Origin of the sequence: Pseudoblastomonas aquimaris (genome assembly GCF_035481675.1) — a bacterium.
Classification (GTDB): Bacteria; Pseudomonadota; Alphaproteobacteria; order Sphingomonadales; family Sphingomonadaceae; genus Alteriqipengyuania_B.
Genome location: NZ_JAYJJW010000002.1, coordinates 402,501 through 419,901, shown reverse-complemented (window position 1 = coordinate 419,901; position 17,401 = coordinate 402,501). Strand labels below are relative to the sequence as shown.

16 protein-coding genes (1 of these 16 running past the window's edge) are annotated in these 17,401 nt (G+C 60.7%); 6 read left to right on the top strand and 10 right to left on the bottom strand.

What is annotated here, in order from left to right; all coding sequences use genetic code 11:
• Positions 1-61 precede the first annotated feature (61 nt).
• The 3 genes from VCJ71_RS12130 to VCJ71_RS12120 all read right to left on the bottom strand — a co-directional run bounded on the left by VCJ71_RS12130 (position 62) and on the right by VCJ71_RS12120 (position 3,786).
• Entirely contained in the window at positions 62-1,423 is a 1,362-nt protein-coding gene (locus VCJ71_RS12130; protein ID WP_324641381.1) for an MFS transporter, read from the bottom strand.
• Between the two features lie 179 nt (positions 1,424-1,602).
• Positions 1,603-3,087: a winged helix-turn-helix domain-containing protein gene (locus VCJ71_RS12125; protein ID WP_324641380.1), complete on the bottom strand. Its 1,485-nt coding sequence runs from the start codon at positions 3,085-3,087 to the stop codon at positions 1,603-1,605.
• 438 nt (positions 3,088-3,525) lie between these two features.
• Positions 3,526-3,786 carry a hypothetical protein gene (locus VCJ71_RS12120; protein ID WP_324641379.1) on the bottom strand — a complete coding sequence of 87 codons (261 nt, stop codon included), beginning with the start codon at positions 3,784-3,786 and terminating at the stop codon, positions 3,526-3,528.
• 321 nt (positions 3,787-4,107) lie between these two features.
• Between VCJ71_RS12120 and VCJ71_RS12115 the strand changes: the two genes are divergently transcribed.
• On the top strand, positions 4,108-5,193 hold the full coding sequence (locus VCJ71_RS12115; protein ID WP_324641378.1) for a sensor histidine kinase: 1,086 nt from the start codon (positions 4,108-4,110) through the stop codon (positions 5,191-5,193).
• Between the two features lie 392 nt (positions 5,194-5,585).
• Positions 5,586-5,999 (top strand): hypothetical protein, encoded by a 414-nt coding sequence (locus tag VCJ71_RS12110; protein WP_324641377.1) that lies wholly within the window; start codon positions 5,586-5,588, stop codon positions 5,997-5,999.
• A 35-nt stretch (positions 6,000-6,034) separates the two neighbouring features.
• Here VCJ71_RS12110 and VCJ71_RS12105 read toward each other — a convergent pair whose 3' ends face one another.
• Both VCJ71_RS12105 and VCJ71_RS12100 read right to left on the bottom strand, forming a co-directional pair.
• Complete coding sequence (locus VCJ71_RS12105; RefSeq protein ID WP_324641376.1) at positions 6,035-6,847, bottom strand: hypothetical protein; 813 nt, start codon at positions 6,845-6,847, stop codon at positions 6,035-6,037.
• Positions 6,848-7,125: 278 nt separating this feature from the next.
• A complete protein-coding gene (locus tag VCJ71_RS12100; RefSeq protein ID WP_324641375.1) occupies positions 7,126-7,545 on the bottom strand; it encodes a hypothetical protein in 420 nt (139 codons plus the stop codon).
• 414 nt (positions 7,546-7,959) lie between these two features.
• Between VCJ71_RS12100 and VCJ71_RS12095 the strand changes: the two genes are divergently transcribed.
• Positions 7,960-8,778 (top strand): hypothetical protein, encoded by an 819-nt coding sequence (locus tag VCJ71_RS12095; RefSeq protein WP_324641374.1) that lies wholly within the window; start codon positions 7,960-7,962, stop codon positions 8,776-8,778.
• A 1-nt stretch (position 8,779) separates the two neighbouring features.
• Here VCJ71_RS12095 and VCJ71_RS12090 read toward each other — a convergent pair whose 3' ends face one another.
• Positions 8,780-9,253: a hypothetical protein gene (locus VCJ71_RS12090; protein ID WP_324641373.1), complete on the bottom strand. Its 474-nt coding sequence runs from the start codon at positions 9,251-9,253 to the stop codon at positions 8,780-8,782.
• Positions 9,254-10,627: 1,374 nt separating this feature from the next.
• A complete protein-coding gene (locus VCJ71_RS12085) occupies positions 10,628-11,245 on the bottom strand; it encodes a hypothetical protein (protein WP_324641372.1) in 618 nt (205 codons plus the stop codon).
• A 532-nt stretch (positions 11,246-11,777) separates the two neighbouring features.
• On the opposite strand from VCJ71_RS12085, the gene VCJ71_RS12080 reads away from it, so the two are divergent.
• The 3 genes from VCJ71_RS12080 to VCJ71_RS12070 are packed head-to-tail and all read left to right on the top strand — an operon-like array spanning position 11,778 to position 14,463.
• Positions 11,778-13,829 (top strand): ATP-binding protein, encoded by a 2,052-nt coding sequence (locus tag VCJ71_RS12080; protein WP_324641371.1) that lies wholly within the window; start codon positions 11,778-11,780, stop codon positions 13,827-13,829.
• Positions 13,829-14,191: a response regulator gene (locus VCJ71_RS12075; RefSeq protein ID WP_324641370.1), complete on the top strand. Its 363-nt coding sequence runs from the start codon at positions 13,829-13,831 to the stop codon at positions 14,189-14,191. The genes VCJ71_RS12080 and VCJ71_RS12075 overlap by 1 nt, the downstream gene beginning before the upstream one ends.
• Complete coding sequence (locus VCJ71_RS12070; RefSeq protein ID WP_324641369.1) at positions 14,188-14,463, top strand: Hpt domain-containing protein; 276 nt, start codon at positions 14,188-14,190, stop codon at positions 14,461-14,463. The genes VCJ71_RS12075 and VCJ71_RS12070 overlap by 4 nt, the downstream gene beginning before the upstream one ends.
• Here the strand turns inward: VCJ71_RS12070 and VCJ71_RS12065 are convergent.
• The 3 genes in view from VCJ71_RS12065 to VCJ71_RS12055 are tightly spaced (each overlapping or abutting the next) and all read right to left on the bottom strand, a layout consistent with a single transcriptional unit that may run on beyond the window.
• On the bottom strand, positions 14,460-15,896 hold the full coding sequence (locus tag VCJ71_RS12065; protein ID WP_324641368.1) for a glycosyltransferase family 2 protein: 1,437 nt from the start codon (positions 15,894-15,896) through the stop codon (positions 14,460-14,462). The genes VCJ71_RS12070 and VCJ71_RS12065 overlap by 4 nt on opposite strands.
• Positions 15,893-16,918 carry a HEAT repeat domain-containing protein gene (locus tag VCJ71_RS12060; protein ID WP_324641367.1) on the bottom strand — a complete coding sequence of 342 codons (1,026 nt, stop codon included), beginning with the start codon at positions 16,916-16,918 and terminating at the stop codon, positions 15,893-15,895. Before VCJ71_RS12060 ends, VCJ71_RS12065 begins: the two co-directional genes overlap by 4 nt.
• On the bottom strand, positions 16,915-17,401 hold the final stretch of the coding sequence (locus VCJ71_RS12055) for a YaiO family outer membrane beta-barrel protein (protein ID WP_324641366.1). Its footprint extends 533 nt past the window's final position; the window shows 487 of its 1,020 coding nt (coding positions 534-1,020); its start codon lies off the right edge, out of view — the gene reads right to left on this strand; it ends in the stop codon at positions 16,915-16,917. Before VCJ71_RS12055 ends, VCJ71_RS12060 begins: the two co-directional genes overlap by 4 nt.

Sequence of the window (17,401 nt, the reverse complement as noted above, 5' to 3'; positions counted from 1 at the left end):
AGGCGGAGGTGCCCGCTCGATTCAAGCGAGCGGCCCGGCCGAACCGCCAGCGGCGGGGGTGCTACCGTGTGGGGCATTTGTCGTCTCCCACGGCGGCAACGTTGACGTCAGCGGACTGGCTCCCCCGACGCGCGGCGAAGTAGAACACGGCGAGCGCAACGGTCATCACGACGGCGGTGACCAAATACGTCGCTCCATAGCCGTAGCTTTCGATGAGCTGGCCCGCCGCCCCGGACATCGAAGATCTTCCGAAGTTCGGAATGGCCATCATCACGGCGAATTGACTGGCCGCGACCGCCGGATTGCTCAGCATCATGGCCCAAGCGATCATCAAGATCATAAGCAAGGTGCCTACGACTGCCTGCACCACGTAAATGACCGCAAAAGTCGTGCCGCCTTCCCATCCGTCGAAGGTGGTGCCCCCCGCAATTGTGGCGGCAATAAGGATGAGCGTATAGATGGTTGCCAGGTAAGCGATCCCGAACCGTTTGACGAGGAAGCCTGTCGACACGATGCCCAAGAGACCGGCGCCAAGGGCGGTTGCCGACGCGAAACTGCTGTAGCCTTCGCTCGACCAGTCCAGAACATTGACCGCTAAAATCGGGGCGACCGTATCGAAATGGGCGCTGTTCGCCGAAAACAGGAACGATGCGATCAGGAATGCGACGATGCGCACGCTCCCAAACGAGCGCAACATCGTCTTGAGCATTGGCAGCCACTGGTCCTGTTGCAAAGCGTTGCATTCGGCAGAGGGGTAGCCGTTGGTCCACGGCATCAATCGCTCGCCCGGTCGCTCCCGAAACAGCCCAACGACGAAGGACGGCACCGCGACGATAATGGCGAACACGATCGCTGCAGAAGTCGTACTGCCAGACAGGAGCAGCTGCCCGCCCAAATAGCCGATCGCCGAAACTCCAACGATCTGAGATCCATACATGCACCCGTTAATCGCGGCCCGTTCCTCCATCGGGACGAGATCGATGGTCATCCCATCGACAGCGACGTCGTTGAAAATGGCGCAAGTATTCAGCGCAAAACAGAAACTCCCGATCAAGGCGATATCGTTCGCAGTGGCGCCGGTCTGCGCAAGCGCAAAGAGAACCGCGACCATCGAGGCCTGCGCGATAAGGATCCACGCTCGTCGGCGCCCCATCGGGCGGTAGGCATAGCGGTCCATCAATAGTCCGGCGAGTGGTTTGAGCGACCAGGGAAGCAGGGAGAAACCGACGAATGCGCCGATCTCGACAGGGCTTGCGCCGTTCGCCGCGAACCATGAAGGCAGGACTAGCAACGTCAGCCCCACCGGTACGCCTTGCATGAAATACAGGATCATCGTGGCCGCAAAGCGCAGCGGCTTGCTTTCTACCATCGATGGCCATGCGCGCTGCGTGGCTTTGTCGATGGTCAGCGACGCTTCTGTCATTGGTCAGTCCTCCCCCGGCTTGAGTTGCCACCATCCCATCGCATCCATGCGCAAGGGCCGCTCGGGCAGCGGTATCGGTCAGCGCGCGGGAGAATGTCCTGAAAGAAACCTGATGGAATTATGAGGGCTGGAAATCAGGGATAAGTAGATCCCTCAACAGAGCCCTTTACGGGTTGCGATTAGCCTTCTGGCCCGTCCCATGCGGCCTGAAGCGCCGCAATCATATCGTCGCCCGTGGGGTGGTCCCCGAACCAGTAAATCATTCGATCGACCAGCCGTCGGTAATCCGCCATGGTATAATCGGGTGCGACGCGCCTAATCCGGCCGATGATTTTTCTCGCCTCATCGTCCTCCCCTGCAAAGGCGAGCGCCGCGGCCAGTGTCACTAGGTTCAGGCTGTAATCGGGGTTGCGGATATCGCACGCCCGGTATGCCTCGATGGCAGCACCGATATTGCCCAGCCGCACTTCGCAATGCCCGCGGTAATGCGCCCACACCGCGTAGCGCGGATGGTGCGGGGCGCGAGTCTCGGCAGTTTCGATCATCTCGATCCCCGCGCGATCTCCGTACAGCCAGCAGTGCTGCCATCCGAGTACGGCCAGCGAATGCGGATTGTTGGGGTCGACCTCGATGGCACGAGTCAGATTGCGAACTGCGAGGCGGGAATTGCCCATCATCGTCGCGGTGATCCCCGCGGCAACCAGCACATCGGGATCGTCGGGCGCGCAGGCGATGGCAGTTTCCACGTGGCGCTTGGCCAGTGCGAAGGTCTCTGCCGGAGTGTCGTCGAACTTACTGGTCACGTTCTGGGTCAGCTGGACGGCGAGGGCGGCATGGACCGCTGCGTCATCAGGCTGCATGGCCACGGCGCAGTTCAGCAACTCGATAATTTCCCGTGCCGTGGACCGGTTGTAATTGAGGCGAAGGTTTTCGGCCCTCTGCACCAGTTCGTAGGCGCTGAGCTGGAATCGCCGACGCGCTTGCAGACTCGTCGCGTGCGAGACCACCAGCGCGCTCGCCGCCGATGTCGACACGTCGAGCACGATCTTGTCCTGGGCCTCGAAAAACCGGTCGAGAGTGCTTTCGATCCGCTGCGCCCAGACCTGAGTGTTTTTCTCTCCATCCATCAGCGCCGTGCGTAATTGGAATTCCTCGCCGCGCCGCTGCAGGGACCCGCTGACGACGTAGCGCACACCGAGTTGATTGGCGATGCATGGCAGGGGCGTTGCCCCCTCGTCGATCGCCAGCGCGGAACTGTATGCGGCCACGTGCAGCCTCGGCACGCGCGAAAGCAGCATCGTCAGATCGCGTGTTATACCATCGGCAAGAAAGGCATCTTCCGGAGCCTGCGACATGTTCATGAAGGGCAGCACTGCGACCGAGAAATCGCCTGGAAGTCGATCTTCTATGACCGGCTCCGGCTCCATTCTCATGGCGGCGGGTTTGGATCGCACGGTCTTTGCCGCTAGGACGTAACCGCGCTTCCAGATCGTGGTGATGTAGGGCTGGTGAGACTGGTCCGCCGCGAAGACCTTGCGCAATCTCGAAATGGCGCGCGTCAGGCATTCATCCGCACCGGGATTGAAAAACCATACATGTTCGATGATCTGGTCACGGGTCACGACTTCGCCGGTGTGCTCGATAAGATAAACAAGCACGTCCATTATCAATGGTTCGACAGGGTGCGCCTCACCACCAAGCCAAAGACAGTTGCGATCTGCCTCGACGCCGAACGCTCCGACAGTCCAATCCCAGCGTTCTGGCGAAACGTTGGTGGTGATTATGCCTCCAGACGTCAAAGCGTGCCGATCCCCCCTGCATACCCGGCCTTGCTCGGAATAGCTTGTCAAGGTGCAATGCGTCGGAACGAGCGAGCAGTTTATCGCACAATTATCGGCCATTCACCAACCCAAGTGAAGAGGCCAGCATAATACTTCCGGGCCGGTGGCCGCACAGGCAGTGACCTAGAAGGAGGGTTTATCGACTGTACTGCGAAATCTTTACTGTCCGTTTCTGGCCCAGAAGCAGCCGACAGTATTTCAACCAACGTCGTTGGATTCAATCCATCGAGCGCGAGGCAAATTCTATCGCCGCCCCCCCTCCTACGCCAGCCCCGACCTGCGCCGCTTTTCGCGCTCGGTCTTCGCCTGGCGCTCGCTGAAGGTGAGCCACTGGGTGTTCGCGGGGTCGAGCGGCGCGCCGCCATCCTTGCGCTCCACCACGTGGTCGAGGATCAGCCGCTCGCCTTCCTTCGCCCGCTCCTTTGCGGCGAAATAGTCGGCATCCAGCATCCGCGCCCGCCGCAGCGCCAGCCACCCCTTCGAGCGATAGAACGGCTCGACCCGCTTGGGCGCCGCCGCCACGCGCGAAGGAGCCGGAGCGCACCGCGAAGGGGCCCGCGTCAGCTTGCCCATATCGCGGGCGCTCCGGCAGTTTGGGGGAGGGACGTAACCGCCGGTCGAGAGCAGGAGTGTGACTGCCGCCCGCTACTCTCGCCCAGCCTGACAGGGATTAGCACCCGTGTGCTGCGCGCACGAACATGCAAAATTGCCCCTGCGCGCTGCGCGAAGGGCTTGACACGCCGCGCAACGGATTTGGGCCATCCCCGGCCGCAGATACTGCCGCCTTGTCAGTCGGTTGCCGCGCGCCTACCGCATGATTTCGAAAGAGAGGGTCCAGTCGCAATGCCGTTTTCACACCTCAAGGGCATCGACGCACCCGCGTTCGCCGACAACGACGAACTTCTCATGTTCGTCCTCGACCACGGCCCGAACCTCGTCTTCATCAAGGACGAACAGAGCAGGCTCGTCTACGCCAACGCCGCCTTCCTCGAGGTGTACCCGCCCGACCAGCGCGACGGCGTGCTCGGCACCACCACGGTCGAAAGCTTCGAGCCTGAAGAGGCCGAACTCTTCCTCAGCGAGGATCGCAGGGCGCTGCGCGAGGGGCTTTCCGAAATCGTCGAGGAGATCACCGACTGGAAGGCGAAGCGCCGCACCTTGCTGACCCGCAAGATGGTCTTCCACACGAAGGATGGCGACAAGCGGCTCATCTGCATCGCGACCGACATCACGGACCTTGCCGCCCGCGAAAAGCGCGTGGTGCGCCAGAACGCGCAGCTCAAGGTCTACTCCAGCTCGATCGCCCACGACCTCAGGAATCCCATCTCCAGCATCATCAGCGGTCTCAACATCATGCAGCGGGACAAGACCTCGCAGCTGGGCGAACGCAGCGAGACGATCCTGTCCGCACTGAAGGAATCCGCGACCGGGCTCGCCGGGATGATCACCTCCACTCTCAAGGCCGCGGCGAGCGAGAGCGCGGACCTGAGCTTCCAGAGATACGACCTCAACCTGCTCTTGGAAGAAGTCCGCTTCAACCTGTCGGTCGCCATCGAGGAAGCGGGTCTCGCGCTTCACGTCACGCGCCTTCCCGAAGCGACGGTCGAACCCAACCTGCTGCGGCAGCTGTTCCAGAACCTGATCGAGAACTCGATCCGGCACGCCGGGTCACAGCGCCCGGTCGTGACGATCCACCACCAGGAAGAGGACGGCGAACACCTGTTCTTCGTCGGCGACAACGGACGCGGCATCCCGAAGGAGTTGCGCGACACCATCTTCACCCAGTTCTTCAAGGGGGAGGACGGCGGCAAGCTCGGCCTCGGCCTCACCATCTGCCAGCGCATCGCCAACCTGCACGACGGCTTCATCGAGGTCCACGACAAGGTCGAGGACGGCTGCTGCATGCTGGTGCGGATCCCGGCCCGGTAAGCAGCGGCGTGGGCGGCCTCGGTTGCCCCCTCACCCCCAAACGCCCCGGTCCACCTTCGCCATCGCCACCGCCAGTTTCGCCCGGACATTACCGTCCGCTTCTGCGATGCCACACTTGCGAAGCTGCCATTCGGCTCACGACCCGTGTTCAGCCATAAACGCAAAGCACCTTGTTGCCCAAAAGCGGACGCAGTTTGCGCTTGCCCTCGTGTCGTGAACACGGGGCAGGGGGGCGAGCGCTCACTCCAAACTATCGCAAAAGAGTAGTCATCGTTCCTATCGCCGGGCTGCCAAGGTCATCTTAACGGGCTTAGGTATAGGGACTTACGCTCGTCACTCGGCATGGGGCTGAGGTTTGCGAGGTTAAGATGTTTGAAGCCAGATCGCGCGCATTGATTGATTTCGACCACAAGATCGTAATCTCGGCCGATCACGGACGCCTGGACGATCCGGTTTCGTTCAGCATAGATTTTGAACCGGATATCTCGCGCGAAAATTATCGCGAAGCCTTGCCCGATGACCTCAGAGAAATCTGGGAAGCCCATAACAGCGGACCCGCGCCCGATGCTATCATCTCGTCGGGTGGTAGGAGAACCCTGATCACTATCTTTGCGAATCAAGAAGGGGGCTATTTGATTTCCGTCGATCACAATCGAAGGAAACTCTGGGCTCGCCACACTCAAGATCTCGAGCTGCCGCCAGGATATCTGGACGAGGCCCTATGCGCTATACCTTCGCACCCCTACTGGAAGGAGTACGGCCACGGACTTCCGGTCGAAGTGAGTCTTTCTTCAGGTGATATATAGACCTTGTCATCCTAGCCGACAGCTATGCTAAGTTCTCAGACCAGGTGACCTGGAACGGCAAATATGAGGCGTTCCGGGTCAGGCGCCAATTCACGCCACGTTTCAAGCGCCATCAACAGTGGTAGGGTGTCGGCCAACATGTTGAGGTTGGTATATCTTTGATCTTTCGAGAATCGACCCACTCCATCACGATCCCCCCGAAACATATGAGCCGGGGCTTCCATCGGATGCAGCAAATAGGTGATATTATCCGTGGAGCGGCTGACGGGGCTGAATTTTCCCATGAAGATTTTCACGATGCCAGGGAATTCTGGTGAAGATATTCTTGGGCAACTCGCCATGCCAACCCAGGCGGGATGAAAGCGGCAATCCAGCGAGTAGGCGCCGTCGCTTTCAAGTACCCGCCCACCGAGCGAAAGCACCGCACCCAGCTTACTGGAGAGAAGAGTAGATCGGGCCACTATTTCGAAGCCCAGATCAGTGGGTCCGCTCGGTTCAATCGATCCCCTTTCGATATAGGTTATCCGAGTTGCTCCGCGCTCACCTTTCGCTTCTGGAGTAGACGGGTGCATCGGCATCGCAGCCGCGCTCGATGAACCAGCATTCAGGGGATCATGGTCCGACCTGCGTGCTGTTGCACACCGACTCTTGCCGAAGCTTCGATCTGATCGCTCCGCGCCTTTGAATTGATACCAGGCGGCTAAACCGAAACAGACGAACGCCAACACCGCGAGGACCACGGCGCGATAGGCAGTTCTGTAGTAGAAATCATCTGCATCCGGATAAGAAAGGGTGGCGATGACAATCAGTATCGCGCCGATGCAGAGGAAGATGACCACGTGACGCATCGATCGTCGTCGGCGCGTCCCGCCCGATCTCTCCGATTATCCATGACAATTGATGTAAGGTGATGCCGTTAACATATCGCATTCGTCAGCGAGTTGCTCTCGAAGGGCGGCAGCTTCGAGCACACAGGGACTGTAAGTAACGAGGTAGGGAGCCGCCATCAGCGTTGTGGCAATTCTACGGTTTCGTAGCATGTTTGAAACCGCGATATCGGACGGTCCGCTTTCCACCCAAAAGCGGACCTAGCGGCCAGAGCTGAAGCCTGCCAATACTTGCCCCCTCACTCCCAAACGCCCCGGTCCACCTTCGCCATCGCCGCTGCCAGCATGGCCACCGCGCGGTCGTAGCGCATGCGCAGCGCATCGCCCGCCGGCACGCGCTCGCCTGCATCCACACGCGCCTTTACGCGCTCGCGCACCGCGTCCCAGCGGAAGCCGCCGGCATCGGGCCACAGCTTCATCGCCGCGGCCAGGCCCACCAGCGCGCGGTGCTGCGGCGGGATCGCCAGCGCCAGCGCATCGGGGCCCAGCAGCACCGCCTCCAACCTGTCGACATCGCGTGCGCTCAGCCGCCGCCTGGGATCGGGCCGGTCGGGATAGTCCGACTGCTCGATCCGCAGCACCTGCGGCCACCCGCTGCGCCTGCCGGCAGACAGGTGCGCCCGCTCCCGGTCCGGCATCGCGCCGAGGTCGCCGATCACCTGCAGCAGCAGCGCCTCGGCATCCTAGAAGGTGACTTCCGCGCCCCCTCGCGCGGAACCGTGGATGGAAGGCCCCGTGGAAGCGTTTGCGGGGCCACCCGAAACAGACATATTCCCCATGATATTCATACCTTTAAGATCATCATAACCCTTCATTGGAAGGGATCGGTGGAAGCGATGGAGGTGAATTGCAGGTGGGCCCTGCGGCAGCTGTGCAATCGCAATCCACGTGGGGGTCACCCCCGAAACACTTCCATCGCTTCCAACGCCGCAGGAAACCGCGAGAAATTCGCTTCCATCGGGCCAGTCGGCCAACTTCCATGGAACTTCCGCGCAGGGCTTTCACGGGGGGCCTGTGGGCAACCGCCATGGCCGCATTTGACCGGCTGCGGCGGCGTGACGCAGACAGCGTGGATGGACTGGAAACCGAACTGGGCAGGCAGCATCGCGGCGGGCGTCGCTGGCATCCTGCTGCTGCTCGGCACGATCTATTTTGCGGCGACCTTCATCGCCGCCGACTGGCGCGCGAAGGACGCCGCCGCCACGCAGGCTTTCGATGACCGGCCCGGAATTCCGGACTGGATGGAAGGAGCCATCGCCGCGCCTGCGCCGCGTGACGCGACGGAGCGCGACGATCGCGTTCTCGCGGCGCAAGAGTCGATGGCGAGCTTTGCTGGCTGGATGCTGGTGGTGGCGCTGCTCACGGCGATTGTGACTGCCGCAGGGACGATCGTACTTCTCGCCCAGATCAGGCTGACCCGCAAAGCGCTCGACGAAACGAGGCGTTCGAATGAGCTTACCGACAAGCACGCCATCATGAATTTGAGGCCGTGGCTCGCTTTTTCTCCGACAGATTTCACGATCTTTGGCAACAAGCCGATGACAGTATACTGCCGGGTCGAGAATTCGGGGCGGTCGCCTGCTGTACGAGTTCGCTTGTTGCGTAATCTTTACTTCGGTCCCGGCCCCGGGCCCGCCTTGCCGCTCGACTTTGATGATGTAAGCCAGAGCATCGGCGCAGGCCAAGTTATCGATGAGCCATTCGAATATCGGCGAGTATTCGACGAGATGGACTACATCGCAGTCATGGACGGAAGCGCCATCATCAGGCTGCGCGCGGCCATCTTTTACGAAGATCAGTTCGGCAATGAGTATGAAACTCACTTCAGCGCTCAGTTGGATCCGCACCGCTCCGCGTTTCTCGTCGACGGCGGGCGAAACGATATGACCTGACCTAATCATCCCCCGGCACCCAATCCGCGCCTTCGCCGCTCGCCCACTCGTCGAGCACTCCACCGGCGGAACTCCACCCCGGATCGGCTCCCTGTCCGCCTACCGCTGCGCTGCTTGAGGCCCCGCCCTGTCGGCCTACCGCTGCGCTGCTTGAGGCATCCGGCAAATCCGGCGGCCCGTCCCAGCGGTTCTCGCGGATCGCTGCCGCGTCGACCCCGTCGCGCAGGCGGATGCCGATCCACCACACCCCGTTCGACGTCTTCTGGTCGAAGCCCTTGTCCTGCATCGCCGCCTTGAAGCCCTTGTTGGTCCACGCACTCGCGCCCGCTTCCTCGGCCCAGGCGAGATAGGTTTCGAACAATGGCTTGGCCTTCACCCGGCACGCGCCGGCGGGCTCGTCCGCGCCCACCTCGCAGGTGGCGGACAGGAACCGGCCCAGGTCGTCGGACTGGTCGCGATAGGCGGCCGTCGCCATGCGCACCAACCTTCCAGCAGCACCACCTCAAGCATGTCGCCACCAAGCACGCTTACCTGCCTTCGAGGGTCGGGCTGGAGCATATAGTCCGACTGCTCGACCCGCATTGCCTGCGGTCACTCGCTGCAGCTCCAGATGGCGCGCTCACGCCGATATAAAGTGCGCTTCAAAGCCCGTAATTACGCGGTGTCGGCCGCTATCAGGCGCGTTGGAGCGCGTGGTCACCCCCCCCTGAAGTTTCGACCACGGAAGTTTTTTTGACCCCCGCCGGTCTCTTCTCGAAAGCCTTCAGAGTTCTGTGCCCCCCCCTGTCTGCACCTCCAAGATTCAATCTCCGAACGAATGAGAAAGGTTTCATCTCGCACATCTCCCAGGCACAGCTCGAACCCATTTGACAGACTTACCAGACCGGCTTGCCATTTCCTCGATCAACCGGGAGTGCTTGTTGACGCTATCCAACAATGGACTTGGTACGCAGATCTCGAGCCCAGGATCTGCAAATCGAAATGCGCACAGCGGAAACCAGTAGGTACTCTTAAGTTGAGGCTTGAGAGCCTCCCGAAGCCGTCGAGAATTCTCACACTCCGATTGGCGCTCTATCACTGGATTAAACCGCAGCCTTGGCCGCTGAGCGCTCTGTCCATATTTCGTTGCGCTATCCACGCGCGCACCGGCACGAGGTTTATTTGGTTTAGTTATGGATTCCCCGCATGAGCTTCTGGCCCTAGACGCATCTGCTGCCGCGGTCGCCTTACGAGATGCGGGCCGAATGAGATCCGAGGGCGACGTCTCGGCTGCTACTTGGTCACGGCTAGAATTTCGAGGGTGTACCCAATATTCGCAGCCTTTCCCTGCTGTTTCCTGCCGCGTGATATGCCCTGAAACAATCAGGCCTTTTATGGCCTGTTGAACTGTTCGATCACAATGGGAAGTTTTGGTTATAAGATCTAGCTTCCTCCGGCCATTTGAGCGCTCCGCCACCCGCGACCTGACTGCAATCCAAGTCCTGCCATCAGTATCGTCTGCAGCATCTGCCAAAGCCATGAGCACCGCTTTCTGAGGAGGCGGCAGCTGTAAAGGCCACGCCAGGTTCATGAGGCGATTGCTCATCGGTCGCTCCACATCTCTTTGGACCACTCAGCTTCTGCCCTTTCAATATCACAGAGACGGTATCGGATCCGGTTGCCGATCTTGATGAATGAAAGACCGATTCCTTTGTCGCGCCAGCCCTCTAAGGTTCGCGGACTGACCTGCCAGCGAGAAGCAAGCACTTTGGTGGTTAAAAACTGCGGTGTAATGTTTATACGTTGCACGACTCACTCCTGCGTTTTTCTGCGGAGCAGTCCTGATATGCACTCTCTAGAGTTCTCGTCGCTAGGATTGAGAACGTCTTTTCCGAAATTCGTAGTGATCGCGTCTCACGCTCGAAGGGGAGCAATCGAGGACTTCGGCGGCACGGGCGAAGCTGTCGCGAACGGAGTGGCCTTGCTGCATATACTTCTCTGCTAGCTCATAACGCTCGGATGCAGGACCCTTTCGCCTAGCCGCAGCAGCCGCTTTTTGCCCATCAGATAGAGAGCGCCCCTTTATCGCGTCCGCTTCAAACTCGATCTTGATCCTTAGCTCGCCAAATAGCTTCCCGATATCCAAAGCGAAGCTGACAGCCTCCCAAGTTCTTCCTGCTTTTACAGAACGTTCAACTTGAGCGGCATACTGGCAGATAGTCTTAACATACCAGTCAACGTTTTCCTTGAGCTTGTATGGCCTTCCGGGCTTGCGCTTTGCCGATAGCAGATCGTGCCAAGTTCGCATGGCGCGTATGAATTTGGCATTCGCACCCCATGGGCTGTTTAAAACGCCGTCAGAAGGCAAGAAAGCGCAAACTTTCTCGAGAATTTCTTTCTGCGACATGCTGTCATCAAGTTTCTCGAACTTCACTGTTTCCATAAGAAGGCCGGTTCCGAAAGCTTTGGATTGCACGACACCGCCCATTTAGAGATTCCTTCCGGAAAGAAGCGTCGACGTTTTTGTAGGGATGCCCAGAACGTTTGTTAGGTCCAGCTTAACCGCCGGCAGCGACACTGCCTCGGTATATTGTTTCCATCAAGTCGTGCAAATTGAAGCCAGCTCAGATGATGACAGCGATCATGCAAAATACTCCTTGCAGCCGATCCTCCGCAGAGAATTCTCAAAATACTGCACGTGCCGATCATGTCTTCATTTGGTCCTATTGCGGATCTTCAGGCCATAGGATTGGCTTTCAAGGCAAAGTCACATGAGATCTCTGCCTAGAGAGCCGTATAGGCGAGCATCAAATGTGCGGAAATGGACGTACCTGTTCGGCCTACCCGCCCATCGATCCCGCCATATCGCTTTGCTGAAGATTTCATAGCGAGATGCAATTTTAACCAATCCAATTGTACGTCTCGTTCGAGGCGCAAGGGCGGCAATCATGATACATATTGTAGCGCAAGGTGGTCTGCGTAAACTGTTGACTGCAGCCTCACTCGTCCTAGTCCCGGCGATGCTCATCGGGGTCTACGCCGCGGTCCACGCGGAGTTTCGGCTCGTCCAAGAGTTGCGTGAAACTACGGAGCGCACTGTAGAAGCGCGTGCGACGCTTACCAAGCTTCTGGCCCTCCACACAGACGCTGAGACCGCAGTTCGGGGTTTTGTCATCACGGAAGATGAACGATTTCTCGCACCTTATGAAACAGCCATTGGACGCCGCTCCATTCTGTTCGAAACCCTGCGAACTGACGCGGATCAAATGGTGCTGGCGCGACTGCCCGAACTGCATCGCATGAGCGATGCCAAACTTGCCAACGCAGCAGTGAATATCGCGTCCGTCCGTGCCGGCAATGCAGATGACGCTCGGCGGAGGATCGCCATGGGACAGGGCAAGGCGATCATGGACAATATTAGGCTCGAGATTGCCGCAATGGACAGCGAAGAAGCGTCTCGCCTCAAGACGTTGACAAGTCGCGCCGCCACTTCGCGCGTTGTGCTCGAGCGCACGATCACGGCTATTCTCATTGGCCTTGCTTTGCTGTTGCTCGCAGTCACTCTCATCGTCAGCCACACGATCCGGCAGCGCGGTGAAGCGCTCAACCGGGCGCAGCGATTGGCCGAACGCCAGCGCGCGATGTTCGATGGCGGGGTCGACGGGATGTTGCAGCTCGACGGCGAGGGCAACATTTTGCGCATGAACCCCAGCATCAGCCGGATGTTCGGCTATACCCCGCAAGAGTTAATCGGGCAGCACAACATGTTCCTCATGGCTAACGAGTTTTCTGCCGAAAAGAGCCAGGCATGGCTCGCCAGCGTGGGTGCTGCAGGGCAGGACGGGGCAGGGCGGCGACAGGAATTTACCGGCAAGCGGGCAGATGGAACCACGTTCGAGACCGAGGTCGCAATCAGCCGCGTCGATAGTGCGGAAGAGCGGCGGTATGTGGCTGCCATCCGCGATATTTCCGATCGCAAGCGAGCGGAGAAGATGAAGACGGAATTCGTCTCGACCGTCAGTCACGAATTGCGCACGCCGCTGACGTCGATCGGCGGATCGCTCGGCCTGCTGGGCGCGGGCGCGGTCGGACCGCTCAACGATAAAGCCAAGCGCCTGGTCGACATCGCCCATGCCAATTGCGAGCGATTGGTGCGCCTCATCAATGACATTCTCGACATCGAGAAGATCGAATCCGGCAACATGGATTTCGACCTTAGGAAAATGCATGTCGCGCCGCTGGTCGAACGCACGGTCGAGGCCATGCGCGGTTACGCCGAACAGCACGGCGTGACAATGAAGGCCGTGTTGCCGCCGTGGCCCCAATGTGTCGTGGGCGATCCAGACAGGCTGGAACAATTGCTGACCAACCTGCTCTCCAACGCGATCAAGCACGCTCCCGCGGGCAGCGAGGTGGAAGTATTCTCGAACCACGAAGGCGGCATGGTAAGGCTGGAGGTGCGCGATCGGGGCGCCGGAATTCCGGACGAATTTCGTGGGCGAATTTTCGGGAAATTCGCGATGGCCGATGCATCGGACAGTCGGGCGAAAGGGGGCACCGGCCTTGGTCTGGCTATCGCGCGCGAGATTGCGCGGCGGCACGGCGGCGATGTCGGCTTCGATGACCGCGACGGCGGAGGTACGGTATTTCACTTCGACGTGCCTGCGGTGGGTATCGGCAGCAGTTCGGCCAAGACCGACAAACCGACAGGCTTGCCGAGTATCATTCATCTCGACGACGATCCGGACACGCTCACAGTCGTCGCAAGTGCTTTCGAAGGAACCGCTCAGATAATTCCGGCACATACCGTGGCGGAAGCGCGGCAAAAACTCGCTGACATGCAGATTGACGGGGCGATACTCGACGTGGCGCTGGCCTATGAAAGCGGTCTCGACGTCGTGCCCCAATTGCGCGCCCGCAATGACGAGATGCCGATTGTTGTCTTCACCGCTGTCGACGAGTCCTTGCGCAGCCACGGCGTGGACCGCGTTCTGGTGAAGAGTCGATCGAGTATCGACGATCTCGTAGCGGTGACAATGGGCCTGCTGGGCCAACAGAAAAGGGCTGCGTAATGAAGGTCCTCTACGTCGACGACGAGGCCGATATCCGCGAGATCGCCGACATTGCCCTCGGCCTCGATCCGTCCTTCGACATCGAAACCGCCGCGTCGGGCGCGCAGGCGCTGAAGGCGATGGCAGCCAATCCTCCGGATGTAGCGCTGCTCGACGTGATGATGCCGGGGATGGACGGGCCCAGCCTGCTTCAGGCCATGCGCACGGATCCCGCGCTCGCATCGATCCCTGTTATCTTTGTGACCGCACGAGCCCAGCGCAGCGAATTGCAGAACTTCGCGACGCTCGACGCCGTCGGTGTGATCGCGAAGCCGTTCGATCCGATGACCTTGGCCGCGCAAGTCCGGGCGCTGGTCCCGTGACGGACGTCGCCAACCGAATGGCCCAGCTTGCCGGGCAGTTTGCTGCCCGCGCTGCCGACGAGCGGGCGCGGCTCGCAGTTGCGCTCGCGGCAAGCGATCGCGCTTCCTTGCAGGAGCAGGCGCACAAGCTTGCAGGGATTGCCGGTATGTTTGGCCATCCTCGCATCGGAGAGGCCGCGCTCGAACTCGAAGAAGCGGCGGAGGGGGGCTTTGACGTGTCGGCCCCGGGCGCCGAACTGGACTCGCTGCTAGCGGAACTCCAACGCTGCTAGCTTGCGGAGGCAAACCCCTTGCGGGTCATCGTGCCCCAGCTTTGCTGTTTGCGAATATATTGCCACCAGCCCTGAAGCCGCCAGAAATTCGACAGTTGGCGATAACCGAAATTCTCCAGCACGGCGACGGCCGCAAGGATCAGCAATTCGCGAATACGGGGGAAGCGGCGCAGCTGGATTTCCTCCAGCACCAGCGTTGCGGCGGACAGGAAGATACCCAGCGTGAAAGTGACGGCTAGGAAAGCGAGCAACCATGGCAATGCCAGGAGGCCCAGACCCCAGAGCAGCGGAACGAGGATATAGCCGATTACCTCGATCAGCGGCCCCACTACGTCGACCAGCAGGATCTGCCCGAAGCCTATGAAACCGATCCGGCCGTACTTCGGGTTGAACAGCATGTGGCGGTGCTTGGCGAAACATTCGAGCGAGCCGCGCTGCCAGCGGGCGCGCTGGCGCGACAGGATTTGAAGACTGTCGGGGCACTCCGTCCAGCACACGGGTTCGGCAATGAACTCGATGCGATAGTCGCGCTTTTGCTCCCGCATCAGCCGGTGCAGCTTGATCACGAGTTCCATATCCTCGCCCACGGTGCCGTGGCTGTATCCGCCGACCTCAACCACATGGCGGCGACGGAACAGGCCGAAGGCACCGGAAATGACCGTCAGCGCCTGCATCTTGCCGAGCCCCAGCCGGGCCATCAGGAAGGCGCGCAAGTACTCGACGATCTGCACCAGCGCGAGGAAGTTGCGCGGTAGGTTTATCTCGCTGATCCGCCCCGCATCGACCTTGCAGCCATTTGCAATGCGGATGGTCCCGCCCGCTGCGATGGTCAGCTGCGGTTCGTCGATGAACGGGCGGACGACCCGCAGCAAGGCGTCCGGCTCCAGGATCGAGTCTGCGTCGATCGCGCAGAACAGCGCGGTTCGGCAGCAATTGATGCCGGCGTTGAGCGCGTCGGACTTGCCGCCGTTCTCCTTGTCGAGGACGAGCAGGCGCGGATAGTCGGACGAAGCGTAGAAACCCCGGATCGGGGCATGCGAGACCGCCCGGTCCACGAAGCGGTCCACTCGTTCCAGACCGAAAGCGTCGATCATTTTCTGCAGCGTGCCGTCCTTCGAGCCGTCATTTATGATAACTACTTCGAAATCCGGGTACTGCAGCGCCAGCAGGCTGCGGGTGCTTTCAACGATGCTGAGTTCCTCGTTGAAAGCTGGCGCGAGGACGGAAATGGCAGGCGCCTGCTCGGAATAGCGGCGCCATAGTGTCGCGCTGCGGGGCACTGGCGGGCGCGTGGCCAAGGCAGCGCCGGCATAAACGAGCTGGATGAAGTAGAAGAGCGTTTGCAGCACGCCGGTGAGGATTACCACGAAGGCGATCGCCTCAGCGGCGGATACGGCCCACGCCGCAGGATCGGAGACGGCTAATCCGGTCAAGCCGCGCGCCCTTCTGCCATCATCGCCATTGCGGTCTGGCGGACGGTGTCGTCGGCGTGGACACTGGCTGCTCGCAGCTCGGCAATTCCGCGCGGACCGAAACGCAGCAAGGCCTCTCCCGCGCGGTAGCGAACCCACCAATGTTCGTCGGCCAGTAATGCAGCGATGCGAACGGCCATGTCGGATGCCCCGAGCTTGCCGGCTGCTTCTGACGCAGCAGCGCGAACGGTCCAGTTCTCGCTGTGGAGCCCTTGGCGGATTGCATCCAGGCCGGCTGGATGACCGTTGCGGCCCAGCGCGCGAAAAATGCGCGGCTGCAACTCGGGCTCGCCCACCGATTCCTTGGCCATGTAAGCGAGCAGCGGGGCGTACTCTCCGCCACCGTCCGCCAATGCGTCCGTCGCGGCTACTTTCGCTTCGACCGGTACATCCTTGTCGAACAACAGCGCGGCGACCTCGCCCGGATTGCGCTGCACGAGGTCGCCCATCAGCGAGGCGAGGAGCAGTGAGTTCTCGACTGCTCCCATCTGAAGTTTTTCCACCAGTTGCCGTGCCGAAGGACCTTCTTCGCGGTGTGCAAGGGCCAGCGCCGCGGCGAGGCGGACGTCGGGATTGTCATCATCGAGCGCAGTGACGGTTTCCGCAGTACATTGGTCGAACAACGCCAGCGCCTCTACCGAACTCAGCCTTATCTGCGCGGAACGCGACTGGAGCCGCGCGAGTAGCAAATCCGGAACGCCCATGTCCGAGGCGCGCGCCAGCAGGACATCGCGGTCTTCTCCCCGGGTGAGTTCGGACAGCTCGCTCACCAACGCGGCCGCCATGCGCAGCTTCCTGCCCTTCAAACGGCCAACCTCGCCGTCTCCAGCGAGGAGCTGCGGCAGCAATTTCGAGCGGATGGCCTCCTGCCGGCGCGCAGCACGCAACGACACCATGCGTGCTATCACGAGCACGAGGAGGGCCGCCGCCGCGACCGCGCAAAGGGCGAGCGACAGCTCCCACAGGGCGAGGAGCGATTTCACAACCCGACTTTCAAGCCGAGGCGAAATTCGGTGCGATCAGCAGGACCGTCGCGCCATTCGCGCGCAACGCTACCGATTAAGGTCAGGGTGTCTCCCACGGGAACTTCCCCGCCACTAAAAACCGAATAGGTGTCGGTTACCACACCGACATCGGTATCGGGTCCCGCTGCGATGCCGACGAAGGCCCGATGGCGCTGGCGCGGCAGGTAATCCGCCCGCAGCGATCCGCCGACGCGCAGCGTGACTCCATCCGCCGCGAGCAGATTCGCACGCGTCGTTATCGAGGCATTCCCGCTATTTCCCAGATACCGGGTGATCGCTGGAGAGAGATTGAACACATCCTGCGCAGGGAAAGCGCGCCACGCAGCGTCGATACCCACCACGGTCGCTCCCGGACCACGCGAAAGGCGTCGGTCCATACCCGCAGTAAGACTCGTCCCGGGTCGGAAATCTGCCGAAGGTGTGCCGCTGGCGCCGAAGCGC